Below are 14,108 nucleotides of genomic sequence, written 5' to 3'. Positions count from 1 at the left end.
CTTTACAAAAACTAATCAGTTTTATTTAAAATAAAAAAGTTCAAAAAACAATTACTGTCTTTTGAACTTTCTTTTGAAGAAGTATTATCTTCTGTGTTTCCATCTTTTATGAGTCCATAAATAGTATTCCGGAGCTTCTAAAATTTGTTTTTCTACTTCTTTTAAATAAATTTCAGTTATTTCGAAATCTTCATATTCTTTTGGGTTATCACAAATAGGGACAATGGTTGCTTCGTAATAACCTCTTTTTATTTTTTTTACTTTAATAAATAAAACACTTAAATCGTATTTTTTGGCCAGCATTTCGGCTCCGGTATGAACAGGAACTTCGATTCCCATAAAATCTTTCCAATGAAAAATGCGATCCATTTTTGGAGACTGGTCACTTGCTAAACCGTAAAGAGATAAAATTCCTTCTCGCTGATTTTGTGCCATCAACGGAATTGTTTTTTTAGTTTCTACCAGTTCTGCATCGAATCTTGTACGGATTTTTCTAACTAATTTATCAAAATATGGATTGGCAATTTTTTTATAAACTCCAATAGCTCTGAATTTTAGTTTTTGGGTAAGACTTAAAAGCCATTCCCAACTGGCATAATGAGAGGCAAATAAAACAATACTTTTCCCTTTTTGTTCATACTCTCTCATGACTTCGATATTGGTTACCGAGAATCTTTTTTCCATTTCTGCAGAAGAAATATTCATGGTTTTAATCATTTCCAGAAACATATCGCACATGTGCTGATAAAATTTCTTTTCGATTTCTTTTTGCTCAGCTTTGTTCAGATGAGGCAGTGTAAGGGCAATATTTTCACGAACCACTTTTTTACGGTATCCTAAAATATAATAGACGATAAAGTAGATGAAATCTGAGAGTAAGTAAAAAATGCGAAATGGAAGTATAGAGATAAGCCATAGTATAGGGTAGGCCAATATATAAACAAGAAATTGCATGTATCTTTTTTTTACAAAGATAAAGTAAAAATGAATATATGGACTCTTTTTGATAATGTTCTATTTTTTGATAAACAAGAAGAATGACTATATTTACGTTTCACATTAAATATATTGTATGAATACCATTTTGATAGGGATTATTGTTGCTAATGTTTTATTTAGCTACAAAGGTTTTAATGATTACGCTTTTTTTAGGAAATATGAGTTTCATGTGGGTAGTATACGTTCTGGTGAACAAATCCGAATGCTTTCATCGGGTTTTTTACATGTTGATATGATGCATTTGATTTTTAATATGCTGACACTTTGGTTTTTTGCTCCAACAGTTATTGATTATCTTGGTGATTTTTCGTTTGCTCTGGTTTACTTTGGAAGTTTAATTTTCGGGAGTCTGCTGACTATGATTTTTCACAAAAATGATTACAGTTATAGGGCTGTAGGGGCTTCCGGAGCTGTAACAGGAGTTTTATATTCGGCTATTTTGCTGGAACCTAACTCTACAATCGGACTTTATTTTGTCATTGATATTCCGGCTTATCTTTTTGGGATTTTATATTTGTTGTATTCTATTTATGGAATGAAAGCCCAAAATGATAACATTGGACATACGGCGCATTTTGGAGGTGCTGTAGGCGGTTATTTGATTACCCTGATAAAAAATCCTTCTTTAATGGTTGATCATAGCCTGATGACTATTTTGTTGGCAATCCCTATTTTGATACTTTTTGCAATGGCAAAATTGGGTAAATTATAATGCTGGCATAACTTTTGAAAAGCTTCAATCAAACAAATTTTAAATATATACAAGATGAAAAAATTAGCCTTATTTTTAACTATTATTTTTATGACAATGTCTTACGGTCAGGAGATCAAACAAGTTCCGCAAATTAATACAAATGGTGAGGGTAAAGTAAAAGTAGCGCCAGATCAGGTTTGTATTTCGGCTACAGTAGAAACCAAAGGAAATAATGCTAAAGACGTAAAAAAGCAAAATGACGAAAAAATGGATGCCGTTTTGAAATTCATCAAAAAAATGAATATCCCAACAGCAGATTTCAAAACCAAACAAGTTTCTTTAAATCCTATATACGATTACGAAAAAAAGAAAACGAGTTACAATGCTACGCAAACAGTAGAAATTGTAGTGAAAGATTTATCTAAATACGATGAATTGATGGAAGGTCTGGTACAACAAGGTATCAATCGTATTGATAATGTTGTTTTTGAATCTTCTAAATTAGCGCAATATCAATCAGAGGCCAGAAAATTAGCTATTAAAGATGCTAAATCAAAGGCAGAAGATTATGTGTCAGTTTTGGGACAAAAAGTTGGTAAAGCGATTACTATTACTGATAATTCACAAGTGTATCCTCCAAGACCGGTTTATATGGCGATGAAAGCGGAATCTATGGATGCTTCCGGAGCTTCAAATGAAACTTTAGCCATTGGAGAAATCGAAATTACAGCTACTGTAAGTGTGAGTTTTATTTTAGACTAACACTATATAAATTCCAATTTTTTAAAATCCAAATTCCAAATTTTTGCTTGGGATTTGGATTTTTTTTTGATTAAAAAGGAATGTTTTCGAACAAAAAAAGCCCTAATTTTCATTAGGACTTTTATCGGGAGGGCAAATTATAACTTCATATAAAACCTAATTAAATAGGTCTTTTATAAACGGTTACATCATCTACCCACATCATGGTGGTAGTAAACAGGTTTATTTTATTTGGATCTATAAAATTAGAATCTTTAGATCCCACATTCATATTTAAAATAATCGAGTGTTTTCCGAAATTATTAAAATTAAGATTGGCTGCGCTACTATTGGTGTAAGTTGCAACGGTTACATTATCCACTTTTATGGTTACGGTTACTACGTTGTTTTTCATTTTCCAGAAAGATTCATATAAATGCCATCCGTTATTTCCGTTTATATTGAAATTCGCTGGGTAGTTTCTTTCTGCCGAGTTGCCTAAAAGGTTGTTTCCTACAGAAGTTCCATAAAAAATATTCGAAGTAAAACGACTTGCATTAGGGGCAAAAGAGTATCCTTCCAGAATATCAATTTCTCCTTGCGTTGGCCAGGCATTTCCCTGCACAGACCAAAAGGCAGGCCAGGCACCGTAAGTATCTGTGAAAGATTTATAGGTCCCACCGTCCATTGCAATTAATTTGATATTGGCAGAAAGCATATACTCGGTATTGTTTTCCGGTTTGTACTGGTAATTAGAAGTAATAAAACCAGATTGGTATTTGTAGGTACTCAATTTTGTAGTTTTGATTTCCAAACATTGTTTACCATCTCTCCATTGTGTGGTAGGCACAGAGCTGTAATAATCGCAATACCAGGAATTATAATCTGCCCGTTGTTCTTTTGTCCATTGTGAAAGGTTCGAGCCTACATCGAATGTTTCCTCAAATTGTTTCACCCACGGTGCAGCAGCTACCTTACTGGTAGTGTTGTTTGTATTTACAATTGCCAATTGGTCTTCTGCTCCAGGAGTTATATTTTCCGAGCAGGACACTAATCCTAATACACAGGCTAGTGTAAAGGAGAATAAATTTAATTTTTTCATAATTTTTGTGGTTAATTTATAGTTATAGTAAAGCATTAATTATGATTGACATGAGTACTTGAGATCAGTAATCAAACGAACATTTAATTTTTTTTTAATTAATCATCAAATAATCAAGTTGGTAAACAGCCTAATCAAAGGCTGTTTTAAAAATTTAATCCAACCCTTCTAAAAATCCGGTATGCGAACTTTTTACAGCAAAATTGGAATCATATAATAACGGCCAGTCATTTCCAACATGGTTCAGTTCAGTACTATACGGAATCCAGGATTCATTATCCTTCATTCCCCAAACCGTTAAGGCATATTTATTTGCTGCCGGCAACGCATTATAGATTTTTACAATCTCTTTGTATTTTTCTTTTTGCGCCAGCCTTCTTTCATTTGTAAAAGTGGAGATGTCGTTAGATTGATTTACTTGTATGTCTAATTCAGAAATATGAATTTTCAGGCCTTTTGTCACAGCTCTGTTAAGATCGGTTTCTATTTGAGCTTTGGTTGGGCTCAAATACGTGTTGTGCATTTGAAAACCAATACCATCAATAAGATTACTTGCTTTTAAATCATCAACAATAGTAAATACTCTGTCTTGTTTTGGGATGTTAGTTGAGGTAGCATAATCATTATAAAACAATAATAAAGAGGTGTCTCCTGCCGCATTTGCAGCATCTCTTGCCCACTGAAAACAATCTTTGATATAATTAGGTCCCATTCGCTGCAGAAAAATAGTATTTCTCATGTTCCCGCCATTATCATCTGCAGCTTCATTGACTACATCCCAGGATTTTACTTTTCCTGCATAATGAGTCACAACATCCGTAATGTATTTTTTTACTTCTAATGCGAATTCGGCATCCGTACCAGAAAAATCCTTTAGCCAGTTGGGTACTGCATTGTGCCATACCAAAGCATGACCGTGAACATTGATACCATTAGCATTTCCGTAAGCCACAATTTTATCTGCAGCTGCCCAGTTGTAAACGCCACTTGCCGTAGAAATGGGATCCATTTTCATTTCGTATTCGGCAGAAATACTGCTAAATTCATTTTTCAAAATGATATCATAACCACTTCCGCTGGTTAATTGTGCTGCTTTTACTGCCATACCTACAAAAAATGGATTGGCTACTTTATTTGCTTTTACTTTTAAAAAGGTAGGATCTTCAGGAATGCCGCTTAAACCTGTAGTTACGACACTAATAACATTGGAATAGCCTGAAATTTCTGTTTCATTTTTGGCTCTGACTCTGTAAAAATATTGCGTACCTGCTGTTAAACCTACTACCACTTCGTTTAAATCAGTTACAGGTTTTGACTCGTAACCGGATACAAAAGAGGTGAAATTTTCGTTGGTAGAAACATCCAAAAGATAGCTTTTCGAATTCGAAACGTAATTCCATTTTGCTCTAAAACCATTGTCAACGACTTCTTTTGGTGCATTTGCAATTGGAGCTTCTAAAGTAGCAGCCACTTCGTTATCGTCCTTTGAGCAAGAATTCAAACAAAAGAAGAGACTGGTGAGTATTAGTAAAAATTTAATTTTCATACTGTTATTTATTATAGAATATTTTTTTTGTTGGCCTGAATACTCTTATTTATAGTTTCTGTTTTATTATTTATTATATGATGTAATCCGTTGGGTATAATGAATAAAAAAATTAATTAAACATATAGAAAACATAGATTTTATGATTTTGAAAAAAGTAAATCAAAAAGAAACTAGTTTCTCACACATAGCTATGTGTCTTAATGCAAGTGAAACGCCTTTTTTGAGTTCAATAAACTATGTTTTCTATGTGTTAAAAATAATTCACCCAACTGGTTATGATTTAGTTTTAAAAAGAGGCTGCTTTTGATGACAACCTCTTTTTAGTTAAAACATACAATGATTATTGGTAGCGAATTTTGATATTATCAAATTTTATTGCACTAGGATTAGGTGTATCACCCTGAGCGATTCCTACTTTTATTTCACTAACTTTTGAAGCATCCAACGCAGCAGCGGAATTCGCACCAAAACCGTAATTGTCTTTAAAATCAGCCAGATTTAGCGTTTTAGTAGTCCAATTGACATCGGTTACTTTAAAATTATAACCATAATTGACACCATCAATAGTATTCAGCTGAATGGCAAATTGTGCTCCTACAACATTCGCGCTTACATCAATATCAATAAAAGTTTTCGTTGCATCATTATTTGTAGCGGAAAGAAAACCAGCACCAGTTCCGGCACTGCTTCCGTTATAGCCATTGGCAGTAGAGCCAGACCAAATTAAGGTTGCATAATTTCCCGTTGGGCCACCCGTAGTATTTGCGTTAAATGTATCGATATCACCATAAGAAGTCCACTCGGTTCTAAGACCATTTCCGTCAAAATCACACACCAGAATTACGGTAGCAAAATTGATAGTTTTTGTTGCTGATCCTCCCGGTGTAGTAACCACTAACTCTGAACCTGACGTTGCATTTGCCGGTAAACCGATAATAATCGACGAAGCCGAATTTCTGGAATAACTAAGTGATTTTCCTCCTAAAGTAACCGAGGAAACATTGTAAAACCAGGTACCTTCAATTTCTAATGGAAATCCTGGAGTTGCTACTGCCGGAATTGTTTTTGTAATTGTAGGAACAGGCTGTAAAAGCTCAATTTCTTTGGTAACAGAACCCGTTGCGGTTGTAAATGTAATAGGCTGTTTTCCAAATCGGCTTCCTAGTTTTTCATCAAAGGGAATAGTGAAAATAAACGCTTTTTCAGAATTATGGTTCGGATTGAAACTGATATCAATTTTATTATCCAGCGTAATCTTTTTTAAACCTGTTAATCCCTGACCTTCGACTCTGACTTTATTTAGAGGAAAGGCCTGATTAAGTAAATCGCCGGGTTCAGCAACCATTGCATCTACATTTGCAGTAGTCATATCATCATTTTGACAGGCCGTAAAAGAAACCAAAGCCAAAAGAATTATAATGCTATATTTTATTTTATTGATCATAGTATAGATTAATTAAAGTTAAAAGGAACCGGAGCTTCTAATAGGGAAGGATTAGTATCAATAGCAGACTGCGGCAATGGCAATTCAAAATAATTGCTTCCCGGAGTTATTTTTCTGGAAATTAAATCGGTTCTGGCATCATCAGAATAAAAACCAATTTCCTGCTGCGAAATAATAGCTGTTGCTTCAGCCAGACCACGACGTTTTAAATCAAAGAAATATTGTCCTTCAAGCGCGAATTCAACCCTTCTTTCATTAAACAAATCATTTCTTGTAAGTACTGTTTTAATTGGTAATCCCGCTCTCACTCGCACTTCATTGAAAGAACTTAAAGCCACTGCAGAAGTTGTCGAATTGGCTCCAGCCAAAATCGCTTCAGCATTCATTAGTAAAACATCAGAATAGCGGAGTATAATGGTGTTTTGCGATGTTCTCATAAAAAACACATCGTTTCTTTCGGCTGCAGAACCTACAATGTATTTTCTGAAGTTAGCTCCTGTTGAGGATAAGATTTTTTTGTATATAAAGCCACCTTGATTTTTTAATAATTCAGGGTAAAAATCACCATCGGTCATGATGGTACTCTTCTTTCTGGTATCGTTGGGTTCAAATCCGCTTTGTAATGAAATAGAAGGAAGGTAAACGCCCCAGCCGTCTCCGCCACCTGTAATTCCCGTACCTCCAGGAACGATATAAGCCTGATTGGTGTTTTGAGTTCCCCATTCGGTTGCAATCGCTTTCCATTGCAAAGCAAACATACTCTCTGCACTATTATTATTTTCCGGACTGCTAAATAAGTTGCCGTAATCCTGAATTAAAGAGTATTGGTTTCCGATAATTTTCTGGGTTAAAGCTGCTGAGGCTGCATATTCATTTAAAGTCAAATGCACTTTTGCCAAAATACCCATTGCCGCGAATTTAGTCACATATCCTTTTTTTAATGATCTTTCAGGTAAATTTTGAACGGCGTATTCTAAATCCAGTTTTATAAATTTATAAACATCCGAAACCAGATTTCTTTTGGGTTGTGCTGCAGAACCTGCTTTAGCAATGATTGGCACGGCTCCAAAAGTTCTCACCAGATAAAAATAAGCATTGGCTCTCATAAATCGGGATATGGCTATAGCATTTTTATACGATGCTTCAGGCAGTTCGCTCTTTCTGTCTTCAACCAGACTCATTAAATTATTAGATTGATCAATAACCGAAAATAAAGAAACATATCCTTCGGTCAGGATGGGATTTTGAGACGTAACCTGAGCATCTTTAAACTGTGCATAAGCACCATCAAATGTAAAAGCGTTTCCGGCGTACATATCGCCTACAGCGATCAGAAATTTATCATTAAAAGTAAACCAAGGTTTAAAATATAAACTCTCGGCAATTCCGTCAAAAGCGGTAATTCCTTCGGGTAAATCTCCTGGAGTTAGCTGATTTTCTGATGGTGCATCCAAAAACTCATCGGAACAGGAAAATAAAGACAGTAATGGCAGCAGCATTCCTATCATAAAAAGTTTAAAAAGTTTTTTCATAACTATTTTTTTATATTAACGATTGTGAATCATTACGTTAAATGTGTTTTTTATCAATTTTAGAATTCCAGATTCACACCCAGAGAAGTGGTTCTTGGTACAGGGTAGCGACCTAAATCAATACCGCTCAGTGTGATGTTTTGATCTAAATTTCCTAATGCAGGATCAAAACCGGAATATTTTGTAAACGTGTATAAATTTTGAACATTTACATACAATCTGACTTTTGAGATAATGGATTTTTCGAAAATCTTACTTGGTAAATCATAGCTCAAAGAGACATTTTGAATTCTTAAATAAGAACCGTCTTCCACAAATCTGTCCGAAATTCTGCCATTACCATTTGGATCATTAAGTGTAATTCTTGGCACATCGGTATTTTCGTTTACGCCAGTTTCAAAAGCATTTAGAGCCTGAGTACTTACATTTGCAAACCGGTCTCCAAATCCAGGATAAATTCCATCTGTGTAATGACGCGTGAAGTTGTAGATTTCGTTACCCTGACTTCCGGTTAAAACCACTGATAAACTGATGTTTTTGTATTTAAAATTATTGGTAAAGGCGTACGTAAAATCAGGAATAGCACTTCCGAGTGCAGCCTGATCTTTCGCATCAATTTTTCCGTCGTTATTCATATCCTTAAAACGAATATCTCCAACTCCAGTTCCGGTTTCCTGAATTGGCCCAGCTGCTAATTCAGCGTCATTTTTGAATAATCCATCTGTAACATAACCGTAAAATTGTCCTACGGGTTCGCCTTCAGTAGTTCTGGTAACGGTATATAAATCAAACTGTACTTTTCCTAATAACGATTTGCCTTCACCCTGAAAACTGGTGAGTTCATTTTTGTATTTAGAAAAAAGAATAGTACTGTCCCAAGTGAAATTATCAGTAACAATATTTCTTGTATTCAGGGTAAGTTCGATACCTTTTGTTACGATTTCACCCGTATTCAGGTAGTAATTAAGCGCACTCTGATTCGATTCGTCATTGATTTGCTTAGTCAGGAAATCAGAAGAATTTTTAATATAATAATCAAAATCTACTTTTACTCTGTTGTTCAGCATCGCCAGTTCAAAACCAGCATTGAAAGATTTAAGAGATTCCCATTTAATATCAGGATTTCCTAAATTATCAATTGTTGGTGATACACCTCCAAAAGGAGAGGAAAGCAGCGATAAAATAGTCTGATACCTGTTGGGCGGAATATTTTGATTTCCTACCGAACCATAACCCACTCTGAATTTTAAGTAATCGATTTTATCTGATAAAGGCTCAAAGAAACTTTCGTTACTCACAGTCCATCCTCCTGAAAACGAAGGGAAATAACCCCATTTGTTATTAGGCCCAAAGTTCGACGAAGCATCTGCTCTTAAAGAAGCTGAAAAAGAATAGCGGTCTGAAAAACTATAATTTAATCTCGAAATATACGATGCCATCGACCATCTGCCAGAACCATTTCCGTTAAGGGCAGTATCAATATCACCTATGTTTAAGTTCGTAAAATCTTTGTTTAAAAACTCACCCGTTCTGTAACCGCTTAAATATTCGTAACGGCTTTCCTGAGCTTCCTGACCCAATAAGAAAGTAAAGTTGTGGTTCTCGCTTATTGTTTTATTATAAGTCAGGTAATTTTTAATGTTCCAATAATAGCTTTGATCCTGCTGTTTGAATGATTTGTTTAACAGTTCAGAGACATTTCCTAAAGTATATTTAGGGGCAAAAGACCTGTTTTTTGAAAAATTCAAATCATACCCTAATTCAGATCTGAAAACCAATCCTTTTATAAGCGTAAAATCAGCAAATAAATTTCCGTTAATTTTAAATCTTTCTGTAGTAGCATTATTGTATTCAGATAGCGCAATCGGGTTGGTAGCTTCATTTGCCGAAGATCCTAAACCACTTGTTGGTCCCGCATAAGAACCATCAGCGTATCTAACGGGTAATTCAGGAGATTGTCTTAAGGTATTCATAACCAGACCACCTCTGTCATCGTTTCGTACTACTTGTTGCGAAGAATGACTTATGGACATATTGTTACCTATTTTCAACCAGGATTTTACATTAGAATCTACATTCAATCGCATGGATAATCTACTAAAGTCGGAGTTTAAAACAATACCTTCCTGATCAAAATAATTTAGAGAGGTATAATAACGGGTACCTTCTTTTTCGCCAGAGAATGACAATTGATGATTGTACATGGTAGCGGATCTAAAGAGTTCATCCTGCCAGTTTGTTCCATTTCCTAATAAATCAGGTTTTTGATATTGATAGGGGATAGGCTCACCATTTAATTTGAAAATTTTTGACTGGTATTTGGCATATTGAGGTAAGTTTAAAACATCAACAGAATTGGTAACGTCCTGATTTGCCACATAGGTTTCGTATGTAAATTTTGACTTTCCTTTTTTACCTTTTTTGGTTGTAATCAAGACGACACCATTGGCACCATTGGCACCATAAATAGCCGTTGCCGAAGCATCCTTTAGAATATCAATAGTTTCGATATCCGAAATATTCAGACCCGACAAAGCAGAGTTTTTAGTTTGTCCGTTTCCTCCGCCTAATGCGCTAAACGAGAAAGAGTCATTGTTTTTATCTGCAAAAACAGGCGTTCCATCAATAACATACAAAGGTTCATTACCATTAATAGAGGTAATTCCTCTAATTTGTACCGAAATTCCTCCTCCAGGTGTACCGGAGTTTTGAGTTACGTTTACACCAGCAGCTTTACCTACAAGAGCCTGATCGATAGAAGTAAAGGGCTTGTCCTGAATTTCAGAAGCTTTAATAGAGGAAACAGCACCATTTATATCTTTTCTTTTTGAAGTTCCGTATCCTATAACAACTACTTCGTTTAATTTTTCCAGGTCATTAACCATGACTACCTGCATCAGCGATTTTGTATCAGCCGGCAATACTAAATTTTTATAGCCCACATAGCTAAAAAGCAACGTCGCTTTTGGTTCTACATTGTTTAAAGTAAAACTACCATCAAAATCGGTAGTTGTTCCGGTTTTTGTTCCTTGTACGAGTACACTAACACCCGGCAGGGCGTCTCCCCCTGATGTTACTTTACCTTTAACAGTTTGTGCAAAGAAAAAATTTCCCCACATACATACTATTAAACACAATAGTTTTTTTAATGTTCTTTTCTGCATAAAATTTGGTCGTTTAGAATTTTGATTTTAAATAATTAGTTAGAAAAACATTTAATACAAGGTTCATTTCTCTATTCAATATTTGAATTTTGATACGAAACCGTTTTCTTAAATATTTCTTAACGAAAGTAAAATCTAGCGTAGTGCCATCGTAGAACAGATGAAGCATATTGTGCAACAGATGTTGCAATACAAACGGCTAAGTCCCTGTAATCAGTGAAATAGAAAATAAAATCATCAAAAACTACTGCTGAAGTATTGCTAAAAAAAGGGTGTGAAAAATAGGGTTTATATAAAAATAAACAACAATGTTTTTGAAATACGGATTTTTGGTAAAACCTGAAAGTGCTTTTTTTTGAAAAATTTGACTTACAAAAAAAAATCTCTTTCAAAAAGAAATAACACTTCATTATCTTATCCAAAGGATTCTATACCATCTGGAAGAGAATAATTTTGGAATTGATTTTATAAGCAGTTTTCTTAGACATACCCAGATCAATACAACTTAATATATGTTTTTCAGAACAAGAAAAGAATGCCGGTTATAAACTTTTAAAAACTAAAATAATCGAAAATCAGAAAATTTATCTTGAAAATTACTTTTGACAAATATTTTCTGAAGACGAATCCAAAAGCTAAACGATAGATACTAGTCTAAAGATGTGGTGCACTATATGGAGAAAGTAAATTAATATATTAAAAATATTTACAATAAAAAAAAACAGTAAATTTGATTACTAATTTTACAATAAGAAATCATGTTTCTAAAAGAAATAACACTTACAAATTTTAAATGTCTTGCAGATATCAGTTTATCTTTTGAGAAGGATAAGAAGAGCAATAGAAAATGGACTTTAATTTTGGGAGAAAATGGAACGGGGAAAAGTAATGTTCTAAAAGCTATAGCCTTAGTTACTTCTGGAAGTAATGCGCTAGGAGAACTTTTAGGAAATATAGATTCTTGGATAAAATTTGGCGAAAATAATTGTTCAATTAAGGCAGTAATAGAAACAAAAAAAGGTGAAGAGCGGGATATTTCTCTAAAATTTGAAAGAGGAGATAATCTTTCGAAAGTTATTTCTAACAATAGAGAATCTTTATATTTAATTGATAGTGCTATTGAAAATGCAAATAGGAATTATTTTATTGTTGCTTACGGTGCAAGCAGAAGATTATCAAATGAAGTATTCTCTAATTTTGACAAAAACAGAAATGCACGTTCTATGAACGTTAGAAACTTATTTGATAATTCTTCAACATTAAATCCTTTAACTGCATGGATTATTGAGCTGGATTACCGTTCTGGAGAGGAAGGAATTAATTTGGTAAAAGAAGCATTGCAAGATTTTTTGCCTGGAATTGTATTTCACTCCATAGACAAAGAAAAGAAGCAAGTAATCTTTGAGACAGTTGACGGATTAATTTCGCTTGATCAATTAAGTGACGGATATCAAAATATGGCTGCCTGGATAGGAGATTTGCTTTTTAGGATTACTGAAGCTTTTAGAAGTTATAGTAAGCCGTTAGAATCAAGAGGTCTTTTATTGATAGATGAATTAGATCTGCATCTGCATCCTAAATGGCAGAGAAAGTTATTGGACTTTATAGGTAATAAACTTCCAAATTTTCAAGTTGTTGCCACAACACATTCTCCGCTTACGGCACAACAAGCAGATACGGGAGAATTATTTGCTTTAAAAAGAAATGATTCTAATGTTGTTGAAATTATACCGTTCATAGGTTCCCCGAAATCATTATTAATTAATCAATTACTAATGACTCCTATTTTCGGATTAGAAACAGATGAAAGTTATGAGATACAGAATGTTAAAAAAGAATATGAGGTTTTAAAATCTAAAGGAGATTCTTTAAATGATACGGAAAAGAAAATGATGAAGATTGTAAAAGGCAAATTAAAAAATCTGCCTCAGAGAAATCTACAAACTTCAAGTTCGAAAGAATTAGAACTGCTTGAAAAGATTGAAGAGAAACTAAAAATCAAGATGTAGTTTATGATATCTTTACAACGACTGAGAACTTCCGGAGCTATAAATGCTAAATACCGTGGCGCTGCTAAACGTGAAAGAGATATAGAATTAATGTTGGCGCAAAGATCTTTTTTAATTGACAATACTAAACCAATTTCATTTAGAAGTGCATTTTGGAAAACGGCAAAAACACAGCTAAAAAAAGAAAGTTTTGGAAAATGTGCATATTGTGAAGCTAATACTGATGTTGTAGCACATGGTGATGTAGAGCATTACAGACCCAAGAGTATTTATTGGTGGTTAGCCTACACTTATGATAATTATTTATTTGCCTGTCAAATTTGTAATCAAACTTATAAAAGTAATAATTTCCCAATTAGAGGAGTTAATTTGTACCCTTCTCCTTTACTACTTGATAGTAGTACAGACGCAGAAATTAATTTGCTTGCAGGGAATATCTCGCCTGATCCGATTGATATAGGGGAAAATTATACTCTTCAAACCTATAGCGATGAACATTTTCAAGAACAGGCTTTGTTACTCAATCCATATTTTGACAATCCTGAGGCTTACTTTGCTTATGAAGCAGACGATTTAACCCAAGAAGTAAAGATTATTCCAAGGGAAACACAATATGCAGAATACGTAAAAGCTGCGGAGGATTTTTATGGAATAAATCGTATAGAATTAAAAAACCTGAGATATTCTGTTTTTAAAAGTTTTAGGATTTTTAAAGCATCAATTCCTGCCATTTCTGACCCTAATATTAGAAGAGATTTAGAAGATCAAATAGAGGATATGCTTTCAAGTAGCTATAATTTTGCAGGGATGAACAGATATTTCAATACGATATTATAATTATGATATTTATATATTTCAAAAGAAGCTGTCTTTT

General features: G+C 34.0%; 10 protein-coding genes. 4 read left to right on the top strand and 6 right to left on the bottom strand.

Annotated elements, in window-relative coordinates:
• Positions 1-84 precede the first annotated feature (84 nt).
• On the bottom strand, positions 85-954 hold the full coding sequence (locus GON26_RS02175; protein WP_160373071.1) for a lysophospholipid acyltransferase family protein: 870 nt from the start codon (positions 952-954) through the stop codon (positions 85-87).
• 118 nt (positions 955-1,072) lie between these two features.
• Between GON26_RS02175 and GON26_RS02170 the strand changes: the two genes are divergently transcribed.
• Both GON26_RS02170 and GON26_RS02165 read left to right on the top strand, forming a co-directional pair.
• Positions 1,073-1,711: a rhomboid family intramembrane serine protease gene (locus tag GON26_RS02170; RefSeq protein ID WP_160373070.1), complete on the top strand. Its 639-nt coding sequence runs from the start codon at positions 1,073-1,075 to the stop codon at positions 1,709-1,711.
• Between the two features lie 54 nt (positions 1,712-1,765).
• Positions 1,766-2,455 carry an SIMPL domain-containing protein gene (locus tag GON26_RS02165; RefSeq protein ID WP_160373069.1) on the top strand — a complete coding sequence of 230 codons (690 nt, stop codon included), beginning with the start codon at positions 1,766-1,768 and terminating at the stop codon, positions 2,453-2,455.
• Between the two features lie 160 nt (positions 2,456-2,615).
• Here the strand turns inward: GON26_RS02165 and GON26_RS02160 are convergent, their stop codons facing one another.
• The 5 genes from GON26_RS02160 to GON26_RS02140 form a co-directional block, all read right to left on the bottom strand.
• Entirely contained in the window at positions 2,616-3,536 is a 921-nt protein-coding gene (locus tag GON26_RS02160; RefSeq protein WP_160373068.1) for a LamG domain-containing protein, read from the bottom strand.
• A 154-nt stretch (positions 3,537-3,690) separates the two neighbouring features.
• Positions 3,691-5,082 carry an endo-1,4-beta-xylanase gene (locus GON26_RS02155; protein ID WP_160373067.1) on the bottom strand — a complete coding sequence of 464 codons (1,392 nt, stop codon included), beginning with the start codon at positions 5,080-5,082 and terminating at the stop codon, positions 3,691-3,693.
• Positions 5,083-5,425: 343 nt separating this feature from the next.
• The gene (locus GON26_RS02150) at positions 5,426-6,529 is read right to left on the bottom strand and encodes a hypothetical protein (RefSeq protein ID WP_160373066.1); all 1,104 of its coding nucleotides are present in this window, start codon (positions 6,527-6,529) and stop codon (positions 5,426-5,428) included.
• Positions 6,530-6,537: 8 nt separating this feature from the next.
• Positions 6,538-8,061, bottom strand: a complete 1,524-nt coding sequence (locus tag GON26_RS02145) for a RagB/SusD family nutrient uptake outer membrane protein (protein WP_160373065.1) — start codon at positions 8,059-8,061, stop codon at positions 6,538-6,540.
• A gap of 59 nt (positions 8,062-8,120) precedes the next feature.
• Positions 8,121-11,225 (bottom strand): SusC/RagA family TonB-linked outer membrane protein, encoded by a 3,105-nt coding sequence (locus GON26_RS02140; RefSeq protein WP_160373064.1) that lies wholly within the window; start codon positions 11,223-11,225, stop codon positions 8,121-8,123.
• Between the two features lie 758 nt (positions 11,226-11,983).
• Between GON26_RS02140 and GON26_RS02135 the strand changes: the two genes are divergently transcribed.
• Together GON26_RS02135 and GON26_RS02130 are read left to right on the top strand one after the other, a co-directional pair.
• Entirely contained in the window at positions 11,984-13,234 is a 1,251-nt protein-coding gene (locus GON26_RS02135; RefSeq protein WP_160373063.1) for an AAA family ATPase, read from the top strand.
• 3 nt (positions 13,235-13,237) lie between these two features.
• Entirely contained in the window at positions 13,238-14,071 is an 834-nt protein-coding gene (locus GON26_RS02130) for an HNH endonuclease family protein (protein WP_160373062.1), read from the top strand.
• The last annotated feature ends 37 nt before the right edge of the window (positions 14,072-14,108 follow it).

The sequence above is a fragment of the Flavobacterium hydrocarbonoxydans genome, assembly GCF_009789235.1.
Lineage (GTDB): Bacteria > Bacteroidota > Bacteroidia > Flavobacteriales > Flavobacteriaceae > Flavobacterium > Flavobacterium hydrocarbonoxydans.
The sequence above is the reverse complement of the archived record's forward strand: the minus strand, read 5'-3'. Positions and strand labels throughout refer to the sequence as shown.